The organism is Corallococcus sp. AB018 (assembly GCF_003986945.1).
GTDB lineage: Bacteria > Myxococcota > Myxococcia > Myxococcales > Myxococcaceae > Corallococcus > Corallococcus exiguus.
This window is the reverse complement of sequence record NZ_RAWR01000021.1, coordinates 35,480-54,869: the sequence shown is the minus strand read 5'-3', so window position 1 is coordinate 54,869 and position 19,390 is coordinate 35,480. Positions and strand designations below refer to the sequence as shown.

Genomic DNA, 19,390 nt, shown 5'->3' with positions numbered 1-19,390 from the left:
CCGTCTCACATTGAGACAGAACCATGTCCCGGGAAGAGATGACACCAGGAGGAGACAGCGCCGGGGCACGGCCCTTCCGGCCGCGTCGTGTGCTCGTGGTCTTCGTCGATGCGCTGGGCCCGTCCCAGCTGGAGACCTTCGAAGGGTTGCGTGGGTTGCCGCACCGGGGCCGCCTGCGCGGCATCCTGGGCTATTCATGTGGCGCGCTGCCGACGATCCTCACCGGCGCGCCACCGGAGCGACACGGGCGGATGTGCCTCTTCGCGCACGCGGAGCGTGAGGACGAAGGCGTGCTGTCACCGCTGAAGTGGCTGGGGCTGCTGCCGCGCCAGGTGCATGAGCGGGGCATGCTGAGGCGTGCCGCGGCGCGGGTGCTGAAGAGGACGGAGGGGCTGACCGGGTACGTGGACCTGTACCGCGTCCCTCCGGAGCTGTTCCGCTGGCTCGACCTGCCGGAGCGGGAGGACCTGTTCAACGCCGAGCGCATCGGCGGGGTGGAGACGTTCCTCACGAAGGCGAGGCGCGCGGGCCTGCGGGTGTTCGCGGCGCCCTGGCAGCTGCCGGAGGAGGAGCGCTGGGCGCATACCTGCGCGGTGTTACGAGCGAGCAAGCCGGACCTGGCCTTCGCGTACGCCACCGCCCTGGACGGCGCCTTGCACCGTACCGGCAATGGCAGCCGGGACGCGCTCGCGACAGCCCGGCGGCTCACCGAGCGGATCGAGCAGGCCGTGGATGCGATGCGCGCGGGCGGAGGTGACGTGACGACGGTGATGGTGGGGGACCACGGGATGGCGGACATCCACGACGTGGTGGATCCACGGCGGATGCTCGGGGAGCTGCGTGGCACGCGGCTGTTCGTGGACAGCACGATGCTGCGGGTCTGGGGTGATGAGCGGACGCGCGAGAAGGCCCGCGAGCGGATGGTGGCGCACGGGCTCCCGGGGAGATGGCTGGACACGGAGGCGCTGGTGGAGCGACAGGCGCCGGTGCGGGGTGCTCCTTACGGACAAGCCCTCTTCGTGCTGCGGGAAGGAGCCCTGTTCGCCCCCAGCTTCGTGGGGGGCAACGTGCGAGGCATGCACGGCTACGACGTGGACAGCCCCTCGGCGTACGCCGCCATCGCCTCGGATGCGCCACTGCCCCGGGACCGAGGCGCGTTGATGGACGTGGCCGGATGGGTGTGCGCGATGCTGGGGCTGGAAGGGGAGACGAACCCGGACGGGAGACCGCCATGGGCCGCGGCTTGAGGGTCGCATGGCTCAACGACGCCGCCACCCCCGTGGGCGGCGCCGAGCGCTACGTGCGGGAGACCGCGCGGGAGCTGGGCGGGCGGGGCGTGACGTCGCTGCTCTTCTACGACGTGAACGTCTCGCCGGATCCGCACCCGGTGATGCGGGAGCCGTTCGAGGGCATCTTCCCCATCGTCGACCTGGCGCGGCAGCTGAGGGAGCTGGCGCCGGACGTCGTCTACGTGCACCAGCTCGCGAGCCTGAAGGCGCAGCGCGCACTGTTGGATTCGCCAGCGCCGGTGATCCGCTTCTTCCACGACCACCGGCTGTTCTGCCTGCGCGAGCACAAGTACACGACGCTGGGAAAGGAGCCCTGCACGAAGCCGGTGGGCGCGGCCTGCTACCCATGTCTCGGCTTCGTGGGCCGTTCGGAGGACTGGCCCGGGCTGAAGTGGGCCTCGCTGGGGAGGTTGCGGGAGGAGCAGGCGCTGGCCCGGAGTCATCACGCCTTCGTGGTGGGCTCGCGGTACATGGCGGACCACGTGGCGGCGCATGGCTTCCCGCGCGAACGAACGCACGTCGTCCCGCTGTACGCGCAAGCTCCGCTCCAGTCGCGGGTGCCGGTGGAGCGAGAGGAGGACCTGCTCCTGTTCGTAGGGCAGCTGACGACAGGCAAGGGCCTGGATGTGCTGTTCCACGCGCTGACACGCACCACGCAGCCGTGCCGCCTGGCGGTGGTGGGAAGGGGCCGGCAGGAGGAGGAGCTGCGCGCGAAGGTGGACGTGCTGGGGTTGTCGAAGCGGGTGGCCTTCCTGGGCCCGATGGCGCCCGAAGCGCTCTCCGGGCAGTACCGGCGGGCCGCGTGTGTCGTCTTCCCCAGCCGAGCGCCGGAGACGTCCGGACTGGTGGGCATCGAAGCACTGGCGCACGGGACGCCAGTCATCGCCAGCCAGGTGGGCGGAGTGGGGGAGTGGCTGACGGAAGGCGAGACGGGGCTGGGCGTGCCGCCAAATGATCCGGAGGCGCTCGCGGAGGCGATCGACAGGCTGATGGCGGCGCCGGGCCTGAGGAGGACGATGGAGGCGCACGCGCGAAGGACCTACGAGGAGCGCTTCGTCCCCGAGCGGCACGTGACGAGGCTTCTGGCGCTGCTGGAGTCGGTGGCGGGCGCGGGAGGGAGGGCGGCGTGAGGGACGGACGCTTCACGTTGAAGGGCTCGCCCGAGGTGGAGGCGAGGATCTCCCAGGTGGTGTCCGAAGCGGCGGCCGTCATCCACGGGCACGTGCGCCCGGACGAGCTGCGGACGCTGGCCCTCATTGGCGGCTACGGGCGCGGTGAGGGAGGAGTGGAGAAGAGGGACGGCGTCGAACGGCCGCACAACAACCTCGACTTCCTCCTGGTGCTGGAGCGAGCCCCGCGAGAGGGGCTGAAGGCGCGGCTGGACCTGGTGCTGGAGCCGCTGCGCGAGCGGCACGGGCTGGGGTTGGACCTGGGCGTGACGACGGTGCGGGCGCTGCGGAGGTCCCCGTGTCAGGTCATCTGGTACGACGTGCGGTTCGGCCACAAGACGGTGGCGGGGGATGCGTCGTTCCTTCCGGGGCTCGAGCACTTCACGCGAGAAGCCATCCCACCCGACGACGTGCGGAACCTGGCGGTGAACCGGGGCACGCTGCTGATCATCAACCAGGTGCTGCGGGACCAGGGCGCGCTGGACGAGGACGCGCGCCGCACCATCCTCCGGCACACGGCGAAGGCCATCATCGGCTACGGCGACGCGCTGCTGTACTTCCTGGGTGCATACGACTGGAGCTACGCGGAGAAGCGGCGGCGGATGGCGCTGCGGCACGACGTGCCGGCCGGGTTCCGGAAGCTGTACGACGAGGCGAGCGCCTTCCGCCTGGAGCCGGACTACGCGCGCTTCGCCCCAAGCGAGCTGGGGCCCTGGATGGACGAGGGGAGGGCGAGGCTCGCGGAGGTGCACCTCACGTGTGAGGCCGCGAGGCTGTCGGTGCCCGGGCTGAAGTGGTCCGGATACGCGGAGCGGGCGTTGAAGCACTCCCTCAAGGAGGGCGGCCTCCAACCGAAGGTCTGGCTGCGACGGGTGCGCAACGGCGTGAGGTTCCGGCCAAAGGCTTCACCCGAGCTGGGGCTCCGAGCGCGATTGGGGCTGAGGCTCGGAGGGCCGCGAGGGGTGCTGGCGGCGGCGTTCCCATTCGTGGCGTTCGAGGTGGGCGAGCCCCGGGACGCCGAGTTCGCGCGGCAACTGCTGGGAGCGGCAAGCCGAGAGCCAGCGGATTTTCGGCGCGCATATCTGAGGTACTGGGGCGAGTCGGGCGACCCCAACTTCGCGCACGTGGCGAGGAAGCTCGGCCTGCGCCTGGGGGATCATCCATGAGTCGCAAGGTCACCGTCATCATGCGCTCGAAGGACTCGGCCTGGGTCATAGGCCAGGCGCTCTCCGGCCTGTTCTCGCAGGCGCGCAAGGACTTCGAGTTGCTCGTGGTGGACTCGGGCTCCAGGGACGCGACGTTGGACATCGTCTCGCGCTTCCCCTGCCAACTGATCCGCATCGACGCTGGGGCGTACTTCCCAGGCGTGGTGCTCAACCGGGCCATCCGCGAAGCGCAAGGCGACATCATCGTCTTCCAGAACTCCGACGTGGTGCCGCTGACGCCGCAGGCGCTGGACCGGTTGCTGGAGCCCATCGAGCGCGCGGAGGCGGACGCGACCTTCGCGCGGCAGCTGCCCAGGCCCGAAGCGCACACGTGGGTGCGAAGGGATTACGAGGTCGCGTTCCCGGAGCAGGGAACTCCGCCGCCATGGATGACGTACTCGCTGCCATTCGCGGCGATGACGCGGGATGCATGGCTCAAGCACCCCTTCTACGAGGACGCGTGGGGTTCCGAGGACACGGAGTGGGGACACCGGGCGCGCGGCGACGGGCTCCGGGTGCGCTACGTGCCGGACGCGTGGGTGATGCACTCGCACAACTACACGCTGAAACAGTTGTACGGGCGCCGCTTCATCGAAGGAGAGGCGGATGCCTTCATCCGGGAGGAGCCCGCGTCGCTGACGGGACTGGCCCGGAAGCTGGGCGCGTCATGGGCAAGGGATGCGGTCGCGCACCTCCGGGCGCGCGACGCCGCGGGCCTGGCGCTCTCCGTTCCCCGGAGGCTCGTGTACCACTGGGCTTATTGGAAGGGACACCAGTGGGGAGAGCAGCGCCTGCGGAGCGGGAACGCGGACGCGAGCGTCGGTCAGCGGGTGGTGCTGCGGCGGCAGTGAGCTTGAGCCGCATCGAGTAGCAGTTCCTCGATGCCGCGAACGTAGGCGTCGAGTGACGCGTGTTCTCGCACGATGTCGAGCGCCCGCTGGACGAGCACCTCCTGCGCCGCCGCGTCCCGGTGGAGGGCCGCCAGCGCCTCGGCGAAGGCCTCACCCGTGCATGCCTTCACCAGCAGCGAAGCGTCGTGCCGATCAAGGAAGTCACGGGCACCGCCGCTGGGGGACGCCGCCACCGGCAGGCCACAGGCCATGGCCTCCAGATACGTGAGGCCCTGGCCCTCGTGCTCCAGCTTCGACGCGAACAGGAGCGCATCCGCATCCTGATACAGCGGAAGCAACTGCTCGCGGGGAAGTTGCCCGGCCCATGCCACGCGTCCGTCTACCCGCAGCACCCGCGCCCGTTGCCGCAAGGACGCGAGATACGCCGGATCGTCCGCCGCGCCCGCGAGCGTGAGGGTGGCCTTGACGCCGCGCTTCTCCAAGGCCGCCAGGGTGTCGATGGCCGCATCGGGGGCCTTGCTCGGATGGAGCCGGCCGACGAAGAGCAGCCGAGGCTCCGGGCGCATGGGCCGGAAGGGACGAGGGGTGAAGCGCGACAGGTCCACGCCCTGCGGCAGCACGACACCGAAGTCCAGCGGCACACCCGCCGTGAGGCACGTGCGCCGGACCGCGTCCGAAAGCCACGCGACCCCGGCGGGCTGGATGCCGGTCCAGGTTCGTGAAGGCACCAGCAGCGAGTCGAGCACGCTGCCCAGCCGAGCCCAGGGCCGCGCGTCGCGACCCACGCTGAACGCCACCGGCCAGTCGTCGTTCACCGTGACGATCGCGGGGACGCCTGCCTCGTGGAGCACCCGCAGCGGCGCGAGCCCCAGTCTCCGCAGGCTCATGACCAGCACCGCATCCGGCCTGCCATGGTCCTTCAAGTAGCGGCGCACCGCCGCCGTGTTCCGCACACCAGCCGCGAAGTGACGGAGGCGATCCCGTCCCGCGGGCCGGCCGAAGCGGCGAGCCAGGCACAGGGACCGCAGCACGCGCCCGTTCTCGGAGCCATCGCCGCTGGTGAGGACGTCGACCTCGTGGCCACGCCGCTCCAACCCCTCCACCACATCTCGTGCGAGCAGCTCGTAGCCGCCGAGGACGTCGGGCGGGTACAGGTTGGTAAGGACGGTGACTCTCACGGGCAGGCCCTTCAGCTTGCAGGGGACATGCCTCCCCGCGAGCTGACTCCTTGCCCATGCACCGCCCGGATGTCTCGGATTGAGACGTCTCGGAATGGGAATGGGGAAGGAGGGGCGCCGCGGGTGGGGCGCGGAGTGTCTGGTCCATGAATTGCGTCTTGCCCGTGCATATGACGGCTGTGGAGCGCCCCGGGCGGCGCGTGGTGCATGTCCTTCGCAAGTACGACCCGCGTGAGTGGGGCGGGACGGAGACGCACGTCGTGGAGGTAACGCGGCGGCTGGCGGCGTTGGGCTGGGGGCCAGAGGTGCACGCACCGGCGGGGCCCTCGGAGCCGGATCGAGCGCTGGGCCCCGAGGTGCCGCTGCTGCGCTATCAGGCCTTCTGTCCGTTCCTGGGCCCGGCCGAGAAGCGAAGGGCGCTCGTCGCCAATGCCGGCAACCTGGCCACCTTCGATGAGCCGCTCCGGCTCGCGAAGGACGCGGGCCTCGCCCTGGCGCACCTGCACACGGCGGGGCGCATCGGCGGAGCCGTGCGGACGGCCATGCGCCTCACGAGGCGCCCCTATGTCATCTCCGTGCATGGGCCACTGCTGGCGCGGAAGTCCTGGCTGGAGCAGGACACCGCGCGGCGGCTGTCGGGGCTCATGGACATGGGCCGGCCCATCGGGTGGCTCTTCGGTGCCCGGCGCGTCATCCACGACGCCGCGCGAGTCATCACCTTCAACGAGGAGGAGCGTCGCGCCCTGTCCGAGGTGGTCGGGGACCGGGCCGTGAGGTTGGATCAGGGGGTCGACCTGAAGCGGATGGCCACGGGAAGCGCGCAGCGGGCGAGAGAGCGTTGGCCCCGGTTCGCCCGCGCACGCGTGGTCACCCTGGTGGGGCGCATCTCTCCGCAGAAGAACCAGGTGCTAGCGGTGAGGGCCTTCGCCGTGGGGGCGCCCGAGGATCATCACCTGGTCCTCGCGGGCGCGACGGTGGACGCGGCCTATGGTGAACAGCTGAAGCGAGAGATCCAGGCACTGGGGCTCGGCGAGCGCGTCCATGTCCTCGGCAACCTGGACGCGGCCCGCGAGGTTCCGGATCTGCTGGCGCTCTCCAGGCTCGTGCTGGTGCCCTCGGCGCACGAGGCCTTCGGACTGGCGGTGTTGGAGGCGTGGGCGGCGGGGAGGCCGGCATTGCTGGCGGTGCACTCGGGCCTGGCGGATCTCGCCGGAGCCATTGGTCCGGAAGGGCTGAGCGTGCCGACCCTGGAGGTAGAGGACTGGGCCCAGGCGCTGCGGCAGGCACTCGCCAACCCCGTGCGGCTGGACGTGGCGGCGCGAGCGGGTGCCGCGCAGGTGCGTCAGCGCTTCAGCTGGGACGTGGTGGCAAGCAAGGTCGCGGAGCTCTACCAGGCGGTCCTCGAGGAAGGAGCGCGGCGATGATGGACGGAAGCCCGGTGAGGAGGGGACTTCGTCGCTTGCAGCGGCTGGCGCTGGGACGGCGAGCCCGCACGTTCAACGAGGACGAGCTCCGGTGTCCCGCGATGGTGTTCGCGCCGCACCCGGATGACGAGACGCTGGGGTGTGGGGGCGCCATCCTGCAGAAGCGGCGCGCGGGAGCGGCGGTGCGGATCGTCCTCCTGACGGACGGCGCCAGCTCACACGCGCACCTGATCTCACGCGACGAACTGAAGGCGCAGAGGGCGCAAGAGGCGCTGGGCGCGGCGAAGGTTCTGGGCGTGGAGGAGGCGGAGGTCTTCCTGCTGGGCTTTCCCGACGGCGCGCTGGACGCGAACCGGGAGGCGGCCGTGGCCAGGGTGGAGGACCTGCTGCGGAGGCACCGGCCGGAGCAGCTCTTCGTCCCGTACGCTCGGGGCGAACACGCGGACCACGTGAGCACGAACCACCTCGTGCATGAGGCAGTGGCAAGGGTAGGGCGGCCCGTCACGGTGTTCGAGTACGCGGTATGGGCCTGGAGGCACTGGCCCATGGTGGGCTTCGGAAGGACACGAAGGCAGCAGCGGTCGGTGCTGGCGGGGACGGTGTCGACGAGGCTGGGACTGCGGATGCTCAAGGACTTCCGGACGAAGGTGTCCCTCCGGGGCGTGGTGGAGCAGAAGCGCGCCGCGCTGGCGCTGCACGCCTCGCAGATGGAGCGCCGAGACGCGGAGCCGCGCTGGCACACGCTGCACGACGTGGACGGAGGCGAGTTCCTCCCGTGCTTCTTCGAGGAAGACGAGCTCTACCGGCGCATCGACATCGCGGCGCGCTGATGGAGACGAAGTTCCTCCTCTTCCTGGGCCTGTGCGCGGTCGTCATTCCCGCCGGGATTCACGCCGTCGGGAGGTCCGAACGCCTGAAGCACCTCTGCGTCATCCTGCTCGTCTGGGGCACCACCCACGCCTCGGCGGTGTCCCTCAACTTCTTCAGCCGAGCCTGGTACCGCGGCACCACGCGTGGCTTCGAGTTCAGCTGGCTCGACTTCCTGTGGATCTTCCTGTGGGTGGACGAGCTGCGGCATCGCAAGCCAGGCCAGCGGCGCGAGTGGCCCCACGGGCTGGCCATCATGGGAGTGTTCCTCGCCTACAACGCGGTGAACGTCCTGCTCTCCGAGCCCCGGTTGTTCGGCCTGTTCGAGCTGTCGAAGATGTTCCGCGCCGTCATGGTGTACGTGACGATCGCGGCCTGCGTGAAGAACGAGCGGGACCTCCGGCGCCTCGTCGCGGCGCTGGCCATCACGGTCATCTACGAGTGCTTCTGGGTGATCCACTCCCGGGTCGTGTTGGGGCACAGCCGAGCGGACGGGACGCTGTTCCACCCGAACACCGTGTCGATGTTCAACCTCATCGCGGTCCCGGTGCTGCTCGCGGTCGCGCTCTCGGACGTAGGGCCACGCCTCAAACGTCTGTGCGGCGTGGCCACCTTCCTGGGCTCCATCTCGGTGCTGTGCACCGTGTCGCGAGCGGGACTGGTTTCGCTAGGACTGCTCCTGGTGGCGGTGGCCTTGACGTGTGGGGCGTTGAAGCCAACGCCGAAGACAGCAGGGGTGGCGTTCCTGCTGTTGCTCGCGGCCATTCCCGTGGGCCTCAAGCTGGCACCGGCCTTCCAGGCCCGCTTCGATTCCGAAGGAGGACTCTCCAGTGAGTTCGGGGGCAAGGAGCACGAAGGGCGCGGCGCCTACGTCCACCTCGCCCGGTTGATGCAGGAGGACCATGTCTTCGGAGTCGGGCTGAACAACTGGTCCTACGCGGTGTCCAACCAGTACGGCCGGATGATCGGCTTCGGTTACATCCCCTACACCGGCACGGAGGAAGCACCGCCCAAGGGCCCCATCCCGGCGGGCTCGAACGTGGACGCGGCCCAGGCCCCTCCGGGACACAGCCTGTATCTCATCACGCTGGGAGAGACAGGCTGGCCCGGGGTCATCCTCTTCGCGGCGGTCTGGCTGAGCTGGTTCAAGATGGGAGCCAGCTTCTTCCTCAAGCGTTCGCCCGCGCTGCGCTCACGCTTCGGAATCGGAGTCTTCTTCGGCCTGCTGGGAGCCTTCGCCCAGAGCTTCTCCGAGTGGGAGTACCGGCAGACGCCACTGCTCTTCCTGCTGCACATCCTCTTGGGAACACTGGCGGCCGTGTACCCGGCCCGTCCGTCGGTGACGGCGCTCCCAACGAAGACTCTCTCCCGGATGGCGAGGGTGTCACTCAAACGCGAGTGAAGCGCCCCGTCCGGGTGACGGCTCCGTGTTGGAGCACGGAGCCGTCAGCGCGGGATGCAGCCAGGAGTAGGGCGGCTCCTACAGGCAGATCCACCTGTAGATTCCGGAGCCTGTGGAGATGGTGCAAGTAGCGCCCAACGGTGAGCAGGCCGTATCTGGGTAGAAGTTGGTGCAGTTGTAGTTCTGGCAGGACGGGGCCCCAAAGGTGCACGTCCCTGTGTTGGTCCATTTCCCGCCGGAGGCGACGCACGTTCCATTGCTGCACGTCTGTCCGCTGCCACAGGTCTGGACGTTGGTGGTGGAGGTGCCAGTACAGCCGCTGCCGCTGCAGAGGCCGGTGGTGGTCTTCTGGACGGTGTTGCCGTTGCAGGAGTAGCTGTCCACCGGGGAGCACGTCTGGACGTTGGTGGTGGTGCTGCCACCGCAACTGCCACCACTGCAGGAGCCGCTGGTGGTCCTCTGGACGGTGTTTCCGCTGCAGGAGTAGCTGTCCACCGGGGAGCATGTCGTGACGGGCTGCGGGCTGGACGCGCAGGAGCCTCCGCTGCAGCCGCCATTGACGACCTGGTAGACGGTGTTACCGACGCAGTAGGGGCTGCCGGTGCTGGTCGGGCACGTCTGGACGAACTGCTGGCTGGACGCGCAGGAGCCTCCGCTGCAGCCGCCATTGACGGTCTGGTAGACGCTGTTGCCGCTGCAGAAGGGGCTGCCCGTGCCGGTCGGGCAATTCATGATATCCGTGATGGTGACGCCACAGGAGCCACCGCTGCAACCGGTGCCCGTGGTCCTCCGGACGGTGTTGCCGCTGCAAGAGTCGCTGCTCGAAGTAGAGCAGGTCTGGACGGCGGTGTCGGTGGAGCCACAGGAGCCGCCGCTGCAGCCGGTGCCGGTGACCTTCCGGACGGTGTTGCCGCTGCAGTAGTTGCTGCTCGAGGTGGAGCACGACTCGATGAGTTGCGGGGTGGACGTGCAGGCGCCGTTGGAGCAGCCGCCGTAGACGGTCTGGTAGGCACCGTTGCCGCTGCAGTAGGGACCGCTGGTGCCGGTCTGGCACGTCTGCACGAGGGTGTCCGTGGAGCCGCAGGAGCCGCCGCTACAGGTGCCCGTGCCACTGGTGCGCCGCAAGTCATTGCCGCTGCAGTAGTTGGTGCTCGCGGTGGAGCACGTCTGGACGAGGGTGTCCGTGGAGCCACAGGAGCCGCCGCTGCAAGTGCCGGTGCCGGTGGTCTTCCGGACGGTGTTGCCACTGCAGTAGTTGCTGCTGGAGGTGGAGCACGTTTCGACGAGTTGCTGGCTGGACGAGCAGGAGCCTCCGCTGCAGCCGGCATTGAGGGTCCGGTAGACGCTGCTGCCGCTGCAGAAGGGGCTGCTGGTGCCCGTCGGGCACGTCTGGACGAGCGTGTCGGTGGAGCCACAGGAGCCGTCGCTGCAGCCGGTGCCGGTGGTCTTCCGCACGTCATTGCCGTTGCAGTAGTTGCTGCTCGAGGTGGAGCACGTCTGGACGAGGGTGTCGGTGGAGCCGCAGTTGCCGCCGCTGCAACCGGTGCCGGTCAGCTTCCGGACGGTGTTGCCGCTGCAGTAGTTGCTGCTGGAGGTGGAGCACGACTCGATGAGCTGCTGGGTGGACGTGCAGGCGCCGTTGGAGCAGCCGCCGTAGACGGTCTCGTAGGCACCATTTCCGCTGCAGAAGGGGCCGCTGGTGCCGGTCTGGCACGACTGCACGAGGACGTCAGTGGACTGGCAGGATCCACCGCTGCAGGTGCCGGTGCCGGTGGTCTTCCGGACGTCATTTCCGCTGCAGTAATTGGTGCTCGCGGTGCTGCAACTCAGCGCCGTGCCGCCGCAGCCGCCAGCACCGTTGCAGACGTCTCCCGTGGTGCATGTGTTGCTGTCATCGCAGCTGGCGCCCGAGGCCTTCGGCACGTAGGAACAGGTGCCGTTGGAGCAAGTGCCGGCGGACTGGTAGCACTGATTGGGCGGGCTGTTGCAGCTCAGCGCCGAGCCGCCACAGGTGCCAGCACCGTTGCAGACGTCGCCCGTCGTGCAAGCGTTGCCATCATCGCAGAGGGTGCCCGCGGCCTTCGGCGGGTAGGTGCACGCTCCGTTGGAGTACGTGCCCGGGGAGCCATGGCAGGCGTCCGGCGGCGTTGTGCAGGCCGGGACGCCCGCGCAGACGCCCGCTCCGCTGCACACGTCGTTGATGGTGCCGCCATTGCCGTCATCACAGGCCGTGCCCGCCGCCTTCGGCGCATAGGAGCACGCCCCACTGCTGCACGTTCCCGCCGCCTCGAAGCACTGGCTCGGAGGGCTGCTGCAAGCCACCGGTGTGCCCGCGCACCCGCCCGCCCCGTTGCACGTCTCATCCACCGTGCACGCATCCCCGTCATCACACGCGTCACCGGCCGCCTTGTACGAATAGGAGCACGTCCCGTCGCTGCATGTGCCCGCCGCCGCGTAGCACTGCCCCGGAGGACTGCCGCACTGGGTGGCTCTTCCCGCGCACACGCCCGCGCCGTTGCATACGTCCGTCTCGGTGCACGCATCCCCGTCATCGCAGGTGGTCCCAGCCGCCTTCAGCGCGTAGCTGCACACGCCATTGCTGCACGTCCCCGCCGCCTCGTAGCACTGACTCGGTGCGCTGTTGCACGTCACCCCAGCACATGCGTCGTACCCGTACACCTCCGCCGTCTTCAGGCTCGCGCCGGTGGCGCCAATACCGCCCGCCACCAACACCTTGGCCTGCGTCGCCAGCGACACCGCCACATGCGAATACCTCGCACCGGCCATGGGGCCCGCCGCGCTCCACTGCCGGGTGGCCGGGTCGTACACCTCCGAGCTCGCCAGTGCGGCCGTCGCTGCGCTGCCATACATGCCTCCAGTCACCAGCACCTTGCCGGTGCTCAGCAGGGTTGCCGAGTGCAGCTCCCTGGCCGTGCCCAGCGCGCCCGTCGCGCTCCACTGCCCGGTGCCCGGGTCGTATTCCTCCGCTGTCGCCAGCAGCCCGCTGCTGTTACGGCCACCCACCACCAGCACCTTGCCCGAAGGCAGCAGCGTCGCCGTGTGGTTGTAGCGCGCCGCCGCCAGGCTTCCCGTCGCCGTCCAGGTATTGCTCGTCGGGTCATACACTTCCGCCGTCGCCAGGCTCGCGCCCCCGACGCCGCCCGCCACCAGCACCTGCCCGGTCGTCAGCAGCGTCGCCGTATGGTCGCGCCGCGCCGCTCCCAGATTCGGACCCACGCTCCAGGTTCCCGCCACTGGCTCATACACATCCACACTGAGCTTGGGGCCGCCGGAGTTGCCCCCGCCCGCCACCAGCACCTTGCCCGAAGGCAACAGCGTCGCCGTCAGGGAAGCCCGTGCCACGCCCGTCGCGAAGCTCCCCGCGGAGGCCCAGGTATTGGTGTCCGGGGAATACACCGCCGTGGAAGCCAGACGGCCCGTCGCGTTCTCTCCGCCAACCACGAGCACCTTGCCCGAAGGCAGCGGCGTCATGGCGTGGATCTGCCGCGCCTCCGGCATGGAGGCGGCCGCTGTCCACGCGCCAGTAGCGGGGTCGAAGAGGGTGGAGGAGGACAGATACCCGCTGGCGTTGTAGCCGCCCGTCACCAGCACCTTGCCGGAAGGCAGCACCACGCTCGCGTGGTACTTGCGGGCCTCCGCCATCGGCGCGGTCTCGGTCCACCCTTCCACCACCAATGGGGAAGCGCTCTGGGCCGGTGTCTTCTCTTCCGGTGGTTTGCTGCTACAGCTTACGAGTACGCAGACAAATCCCAACAGCAGAGCCCTGCTGGCTCTCAACACATTCATGATAACTCCAGGGAATGGAGGCGCTCAGAGAGGCCTCCAAGGGTTTGCTTTGGCCAGCCAGCATGCCAGACAGAGAACCCGCATGCCTATGCCCCCTGGGGCATGATCAATGATTCATGGGATGGCGCTCTGTTTGGGTGCATACGGCAGCCCCATTCGTGGTCGTGGGACAGCTACCCGTGAGTATTCATTGAGCGCCCGGGGGTGTTGACTGACTCATTCGCGTCGAGAGCCAGCAACTCGGTCTGGCCGACGGCGTGCCCGAGCATTCGTTTCCGGCGAGGGTCTGGGCGTGTCGATACGGACACCGGATCGACCCATGTTCCATCGGAAGGCTGGATGTCTTCGAGGGTGATAGCGGCCTGAGGGTCCCACCGACCCCACGAGCGAGCCCCGTCAATGTATGCGCTTGGGCTGGCTGCTGGATCAATGACGCGCGGAGCAATACCGATAACGCATCACGCGATGAGACAGGCTGACGGATGTCTTCTTCGGCCTGCTGGCGCCTTCGCCCTTGGGTTTTCCGGGTGTACACCCCGTCGAGCCAAAGCCTCCGTGCGTTGGGACGCACGGAGGCTTCGACGCTGAATTCAACGGGTGTGACTGGGTTGATTCCTACTCACACTTCGACTCAGTACGGCGCGCACTTCCATTCGTTACGACCGGTGGGACCGCCGTAAGCGAAGCAGGTAGAACCCACCGGCCTGCAGTCCTGACCTTCCGGGTTGACGGGGGGCCAGCATTCATTGGATGGGCACCTCGTGCTGCACGAACCCACCAACTGCCAGAGCCCATCGTTGGAGACGCAGGCGCCATCGCTGCACATCTCAAATTGGCTGTTGCACGTCTGGACCAGGGTGTCGGTGGAGCCGCAGGTGCCGCTGCCGCTGCAACCGGTGCCGGTCGTCCTGCGGACGGTGTTGCCGCTGCAGTAGGTCGTGCTCGCGGTGGAGCACGTCTGGACCAGGGTATCGGTGGAGCCGCAGTTGCCACTGCTGCAACCGGTGCCGGTCGTCCTGCGAACGTTGTTGCCGCTGCAGTAGGTCGTGCTCGCGGTGGAGCACGTCTGGACGAAGGAATCGGAGGAGCCACAGGAGCCGCCGCTGCAACCGGTGCCGGTGGTCTTCCGCACATCATTGCCGCTGCAGTAGTTGGTGCTCGCGGTGGAGCACGTCTGGACGAACTGCTGGCTGGATGAGCAGGAACCTCCGCTGCAGCCGCCATTGACGGTCTGGTAGACGCTGTTGCCGCTGCAGAAGGGGCTGCTGGTGCCGGTCGTGCACGTCTGGACGAGCGTATCGGTGGAGCCACAGGAGCCGTCGCTGCATCCGGTGCCGGTGGTCCTGCGAACGGTGTTGCCGCTGCAGTAGTTGCTGCTCGCGGTGGAGCACGTCTGGACGGCGGTATCAGTCGAGCCGCAGGAGCCACCGCTGCAGCCGGTGCCGGTGACCTTCCGGACGGTGTTGCCGCTGCAGTAGTTGCTGCTGGAGGTGGAGCACGACTCGATGAGCTGCTGGGAGGACGTGCAGGCACCGCTGGAGCAGCCGCCATAGACGGTCCGGTAGGCACCGTTGCCACTGCAGAAGGGGCCACTGGTGCCGGTCTGGCACGTCTGCACGAGGGTGTCCGTGGAGCCGCAGGAACCGCCGCTGCAGGTGCCCGTGCCACTGGTGCGCCGCAAGTCATTGCCGCTGCAGTAGTTGGTGCTCGCGGTGGAGCACGTCTGGACCAGGGTGTCGGTGGAGCCGCAGGAGCCGCCGCTGCAAGTGCCGGTGCCAGTGGTCTTCCGGACGGTGTTGCCACTGCAGTAGTTGCTGCTGGAGGTGGAGCACGTCTCGACGAGTTGCTGGCTGGACGCGCAGGCGCCTCCGCTGCAGCCGGCATTGAGGGTCCGATAGACGCTGCTGCCGCTGCAGAAGGGGCTGCTGGTGCCCGTCGGGCACGTCTGGACGAGCGTGTCGGTGGAGCCACAGGAGCCGTCGCTGCAACCGGTGCCGGTGGTCTTCCGCACGTCATTGCCATTGCAGTAGTTGCTGCTCGAGGTGGAGCACGTCTGGACGAGGGTGTCGGTGGAGCCGCAGTTGCCGCCGCTGCAACCGGTGCCGGTCAGCTTCCGGACGGTGTTGCCGCTGCAGTAGTTGCTGCTGGAGGTGGAGCACGACTCGATGAGCTGCTGGGTGGACGTGCAGGCACCGTTGGAGCAGCCGCCATAGACGGTCTCGTAGGCACCATTGCCGCTGCAGAAGGGGCCGCTGGTGCCGGTCTGGCACGACTGCACGAGGACGTCGGTGGACTGGCAGGAGCCGCCGCTGCAGGTGCCGGTGCCGGTGGTCTTCCGGACGTCATTTCCGCTGCAGTAATTGGTGCTCGCGGTGCTGCAACTCAGCGCCGTGCCGCCGCAGCCGCCAGCACCGTTGCAGACGTCTCCCGTGGTGCACGCGTTGCTGTCATCGCAGCTGGCACCCGAAGCCTTCGGCACGTAGGAACAGGTGCCGTTGGAGCAAGTGCCGGCGGACTGGTAGCACTGATTGGGCGGGCTGTTGCAGCTCAGCGCCGAGCCACCGCAGGTGCCGGAGCCATTGCACACATCACCGGTCGTGCACGCGTTGCCGTCATTGCAGCTGGCACCCGAAGCCTTCGGCACGTAGCTGCAGGTGCCGTTGGAGCAGGTTCCCGCCGCCTCGTAGCACTGGCTGGGAGGGCTGTTGCAGCTCAGCGCCGAGCCACCGCAAGTGCCGGAGCCGTTGCACACGTCACCGGTCGTGCACGCGTTGCCGTCATTGCAGCTGGCCCCCGAGGCTTTCGGCACGTAGCTGCAGGTGCCGTTGGAGCAGGTGCCCGCGGCCTCGTAGCACTGGCTGGGCGGGCTGTTACAGCTCAGGGCCGAGCCGCCGCAGGTGCCGGCACCGTTGCAGACGTCTCCCGTCGTGCACGCGTTGCCGTCATCGCAGCTCGCACCCGAGGACTTCGGTGCATAGCTGCAGGCACCGTTGGAGCAGGTGCCGGCGGCCTGGTGGCACTGGCTGGGAGGGCTGTTGCAGCTCAGGGCCGCACCACCGCACGTGCCCGCACCGTTGCAGACATCGCCCGTCGTGCAGGCGTTGCCATCATCGCAGAGGGTGCCCGCGGCCTTCGGCGGGTAGGTGCACGCTCCGTTGGAGTAGGTGCCCGGTGAGGCGTGGCAGGCATCCGGCGGCGTCGTGCAGGCCGGCACGCCCGCGCAGACGCCCGCTCCGCTGCACACATCGTTGATGGTGCCGCCATTGCCGTCATCACAGGCAGTGCCCGCCGCCTTCGGCGCATAGGAGCACGCGCCCTCACTGCACGTTCCCGCCGCCTCGAAGCACTGGCTCGGAGGGCTGCTGCAAGTCACCGGCGTGCCCGCGCACCCGCCCGCTCCGTTGCACGTCTCATCCACCGTGCACGCATCCCCGTCATCACACGCGTCACCGGCTTCCTTGTACGAATAGGAGCACGTCCCGTCGCTGCATGCCCCCGCCGCCGCATAGCACTGCCCCGGAGGACTGTCGCACTGGGTGGCGCTTCCCGCGCACACGCCCGCGCCGTTGCATACGTCCGTCCCGGTGCACGCATCCCCGTCGTCGCAGGTGGCCCCAGCTGCCTTCAGCGCGTAGCTGCACACGCCATTGCTGCACGTCCCCGCCGCCTCGTAGCAGGCCCCCGGGGCGCTGTTGCACGTCACCCCAGCACAGGCGTCGTACCCGTACACCTCCGCCGTCTTCAGGCTCGCGCCGGTGGCGCCAATACCGCCCACCACCAACACCTTGGCCTGCGTCGCCAGCGACACCGCCACATACGAATACCGCGCACCGGTCATCGGCGTCGCCGCGCTCCACTGCCGGGTGACGGGGTCGTACACCTCCGAGCTCGCCAGTGCGGCTGTTGCTGCGCTGCCATACATGCCGCCCGTTACCAGCACCTTGCCGGTGCTCAGCAGGGTGGCCGAGTGCAGCTCCCTCGCCGAGCCCAGCGCGCCCGTCGCGCTCCACTGCCCGGTGCCCGGGTCGTATTCCTCCGCTGTCGCCAGCAGCCCGGTGCTGTTGCGGCCACCCACCACCAGCACCTTGCCCGAAGGCAGCAGCGTCGCCGTGTGGTTGTAGCGCGCCGTCGCCAGACTTCCCGTCGCAGCCCACGTATTGCTTGACGGGTTGTACAACTCCGCCGTCGCCAGGCTCGCGCCCCCGACGCCGCCTGCCACCAGCACCTGCCCGGTCGTCAGCAGCGTCGCCGTATGGTCGCGCCGCGCCGCTCCCAGATTCGGACCGACACTCCAGGTTCCCGCCACCGGCTCATACACATCCACAGTGAACTTGGGGCCGCCGGAGTTGCCACCGCCCGCCACCAGCACCTTGCCCGAAGGCAACAGCGTCGCCGTCAGGGAAGCCCGTGCCACGCCCGAGGCAAAGCTCCCAGCGGAGGCCCAGGTATTGGTGTCCGGGGAATACACCACCGCGGAAGCCAGGCGGCCCGTCGCGTTCTCTCCGCCAACCACGAGCACCTTGCCCGAAGGCAGCGGCGTCATGGCGTGGATCTGCCGCGCCTCCGGCATGGAGGCGGCCGCTGTCCACGCGCCAGTAGCGGGGTCGAAGAGGGTGGAGGAGGACAGATACCCGCTGGCGTTGTAGCCGCCCGTCACCAGCACCTTGCCGGAAGGCAGCACCACGCCCGCGTGGTACTTGCGAGCCTCCGCCATGGGCGCGGCCTCGGTCCACCCCTCCACCACCAACGGCGAAGCGCTGTGGGCCAGCGTCTTCTCTTCCGGTGGCTTGCTGCTACAGCCTGCTGCGACAAAGCCCAATCCCAGCAGCAGGACCCTGCTGGCTCTCATCACGTCCATGACAACTCCAGGGAATGGAGGCGCTCAGAGGGGGCCTCCATGAACTTTGGTGTAGCCAGCCAGCATGGCCGTCCCGCTCTGAAACACAAACATTTTGGCGAATGGTCAACACTTCATTTGGGTTCATACGTCGGCCCCTTTCATGGTCGATGCCTCCACCCGAGGTGGCCGGGTGCCAGGGGACTCATTCGCGCCGAGTTCGGGCGTGTCCAAAGGGACACCACGCAGGCCGATGCTCCAGCGGAAGGCCCGATTCCTCTCCAGGAGGAGGTAGAGGCCCAGGGGCCCCATCAGCCCTCCGAACACGCCCAGCGCCAGGTGCAGCGCGAGCGGCGCTCCTGGCAGCACCTTCCCCAAAGCCAACCTCACTCCGGACACGAAATAGATGTGGAAGAGGTAGAGCGGCATGCTGATCGAGCCCAGGTAGACAATCCACCTCGCCAACCCCTTCCACGTCGCACCCAGGCTCCGGGCAACACCCAGGAGGAAGAAGGCCAGGGTGAATTGCAGGCAGAAGCCCAGCGGCCCCGTGAGCAGGCGCGGATCCAGATGCCCCTCCGCGAGCCCCGAGACATGGAAAGAGACCAGCAGCCCCAGGAACCCCGAGGGCACCAGTCCCTGGAGCGCCAGAGGCAACTGGGACAGCCGGGTGCGCGCCAGCGCCAGCCAGGGGGACAGGCTCATTCCCAGACCGAAGAGGCAGTTCCAGAAGAGGATGAAGCGGAGGTATCTCATCCCAATGTCAGACATCGGAGATTCCAGGAACTCGACAGCGGCATAAGACACCCAGGACAGTGCCAGGTAGCTCAGTCCGTTCCAATTGTACCGGGCGGGCACGATGCGCTGATACACCCACGCCAGACAGGTACAGCCCACCAGGGCGTGAATGAACCAGAAGATGGCGTACGGAGGGAACCAGGCGGCGGGGAACCGGCCCAGCAGCGCCAGCCATCCGCCAGGTGTTCGCGGGCGCGCCTGGGTGAGCTCATGGGCAATGAGGAAGACGGGCGCCCACACCAACATCGGGACGACGAGCTTGCGCAGCTTCTTGTGCGCGAACTCCCGGAAGGACCTGTCCGGCGCGCCGAAGAGTGACACAGCCACGCCCGAACCGATGATCATCACCGCCATGTTGAAGCTGTGGATGAACTCCGAGGCGAACCGGAGCTCCGCTCGCTCCGGGGAGAAGAGCTTGCGCACTCCCTGGAAGGGCTCCACGCCGATCACATGGACCAGCACCACGAGCATCAGGCTCATGCCGCGGACGAAGAACAGTTCCTCGGAGAGTGTCTTGCGAATCACCGGCTTGCGCATTCACATGTGTCCCACGTGCTTCCTGC

The 19,390-nt window shown here is 68.4% G+C and carries 11 protein-coding genes; 7 read left to right on the top strand and 4 right to left on the bottom strand.

The features are described 5' to 3' along the window. Window positions 1-23: 23 nt before the first annotated feature. The 4 genes from D7Y11_RS07315 to D7Y11_RS07300 are packed head-to-tail and all read left to right on the top strand — an operon-like array spanning window position 24 to window position 4,514. Window positions 24-1,247, top strand: coding sequence for an alkaline phosphatase family protein (locus D7Y11_RS07315; protein WP_126933333.1), 1,224 nt, complete (start codon window positions 24-26; stop codon window positions 1,245-1,247). Next, window positions 1,232-2,419: a glycosyltransferase family 4 protein gene (locus D7Y11_RS07310; protein WP_158641898.1), complete on the top strand. Its 1,188-nt coding sequence runs from the start codon at window positions 1,232-1,234 to the stop codon at window positions 2,417-2,419. Before D7Y11_RS07315 ends, D7Y11_RS07310 begins: the two co-directional genes overlap by 16 nt. After that, on the top strand, window positions 2,416-3,624 hold the full coding sequence (locus D7Y11_RS07305; protein ID WP_126933331.1) for a hypothetical protein: 1,209 nt from the start codon (window positions 2,416-2,418) through the stop codon (window positions 3,622-3,624). Before D7Y11_RS07310 ends, D7Y11_RS07305 begins: the two co-directional genes overlap by 4 nt. Next, the gene (locus tag D7Y11_RS07300; protein ID WP_121754860.1) at window positions 3,621-4,514 is read left to right on the top strand and encodes a glycosyltransferase family A protein; all 894 of its coding nucleotides are present in this window, start codon (window positions 3,621-3,623) and stop codon (window positions 4,512-4,514) included. Before D7Y11_RS07305 ends, D7Y11_RS07300 begins: the two co-directional genes overlap by 4 nt. Here D7Y11_RS07300 and D7Y11_RS07295 read toward each other — a convergent pair. Continuing rightward, a complete protein-coding gene (locus tag D7Y11_RS07295) occupies window positions 4,487-5,692 on the bottom strand; it encodes a glycosyltransferase family 4 protein (protein ID WP_158641897.1) in 1,206 nt (401 codons plus the stop codon). The genes D7Y11_RS07300 and D7Y11_RS07295 overlap by 28 nt on opposite strands. 170 nt (window positions 5,693-5,862) lie before the next feature. On the opposite strand from D7Y11_RS07295, the gene D7Y11_RS07290 reads away from it, so the two are divergent. The 3 genes from D7Y11_RS07290 to D7Y11_RS07280 are packed head-to-tail and all read left to right on the top strand — an operon-like array spanning window position 5,863 to window position 9,385. Next, window positions 5,863-7,116 carry a glycosyltransferase family 4 protein gene (locus D7Y11_RS07290; RefSeq protein WP_233605159.1) on the top strand — a complete coding sequence of 418 codons (1,254 nt, stop codon included), beginning with the start codon at window positions 5,863-5,865 and terminating at the stop codon, window positions 7,114-7,116. Then, on the top strand, window positions 7,113-7,946 hold the full coding sequence (locus D7Y11_RS07285) for a PIG-L deacetylase family protein (RefSeq protein WP_121754858.1): 834 nt from the start codon (window positions 7,113-7,115) through the stop codon (window positions 7,944-7,946). Before D7Y11_RS07290 ends, D7Y11_RS07285 begins: the two co-directional genes overlap by 4 nt. Continuing rightward, window positions 7,946-9,385, top strand: coding sequence for an O-antigen ligase (locus tag D7Y11_RS07280; RefSeq protein WP_126933329.1), 1,440 nt, complete (start codon window positions 7,946-7,948; stop codon window positions 9,383-9,385). The genes D7Y11_RS07285 and D7Y11_RS07280 overlap by 1 nt, the downstream gene beginning before the upstream one ends. Window positions 9,386-9,463: 78 nt before the next feature. On the opposite strand, the gene D7Y11_RS07275 is transcribed toward D7Y11_RS07280, so the two are convergent. The 3 genes from D7Y11_RS07275 to D7Y11_RS07265 form a co-directional block, all read right to left on the bottom strand. Beyond that, window positions 9,464-13,048 carry a kelch repeat-containing protein gene (locus D7Y11_RS07275; RefSeq protein ID WP_158641896.1) on the bottom strand — a complete coding sequence of 1,195 codons (3,585 nt, stop codon included), beginning with the start codon at window positions 13,046-13,048 and terminating at the stop codon, window positions 9,464-9,466. A gap of 775 nt (window positions 13,049-13,823) precedes the next feature. Then, window positions 13,824-18,050, bottom strand: a complete 4,227-nt coding sequence (locus tag D7Y11_RS07270) for a kelch repeat-containing protein (protein ID WP_126933327.1) — start codon at window positions 18,048-18,050, stop codon at window positions 13,824-13,826. Between the two features lie 123 nt (window positions 18,051-18,173). Then, window positions 18,174-19,364 (bottom strand): acyltransferase, encoded by a 1,191-nt coding sequence (locus D7Y11_RS07265; protein ID WP_120580349.1) that lies wholly within the window; start codon window positions 19,362-19,364, stop codon window positions 18,174-18,176. Window positions 19,365-19,390 lie beyond the last annotated feature (26 nt).

Excerpts from the sequence above, each read along its gene's own strand:
- D7Y11_RS07315 (WP_126933333.1), top strand. The coding sequence starts at position 24 with ATGTCCCGGGAAGAGATGACACCAGGAGGAGACAGCGCCGGGGCACGG.
- D7Y11_RS07310 (WP_158641898.1), top strand. The coding sequence starts at position 1,232 with ATGGGCCGCGGCTTGAGGGTCGCATGGCTCAACGACGCCGCCACCCCC.
- D7Y11_RS07300 (WP_121754860.1), top strand. The coding sequence starts at position 3,621 with ATGAGTCGCAAGGTCACCGTCATCATGCGCTCGAAGGACTCGGCCTGG.
- D7Y11_RS07290 (WP_233605159.1), top strand. The coding sequence starts at position 5,863 with ATGACGGCTGTGGAGCGCCCCGGGCGGCGCGTGGTGCATGTCCTTCGC.
- D7Y11_RS07285 (WP_121754858.1), top strand. The coding sequence starts at position 7,113 with ATGATGGACGGAAGCCCGGTGAGGAGGGGACTTCGTCGCTTGCAGCGG.
- D7Y11_RS07280 (WP_126933329.1), top strand. The coding sequence starts at position 7,946 with ATGGAGACGAAGTTCCTCCTCTTCCTGGGCCTGTGCGCGGTCGTCATT.
- D7Y11_RS07275 (WP_158641896.1), bottom strand. The coding sequence starts at position 13,048 with ATGGCGGAGGCCCGCAAGTACCACGCGAGCGTGGTGCTGCCTTCCGGC.
- D7Y11_RS07270 (WP_126933327.1), bottom strand. The coding sequence starts at position 18,050 with ATGGACGTGATGAGAGCCAGCAGGGTCCTGCTGCTGGGATTGGGCTTT.
- D7Y11_RS07265 (WP_120580349.1), bottom strand. The coding sequence starts at position 19,364 with ATGCGCAAGCCGGTGATTCGCAAGACACTCTCCGAGGAACTGTTCTTC.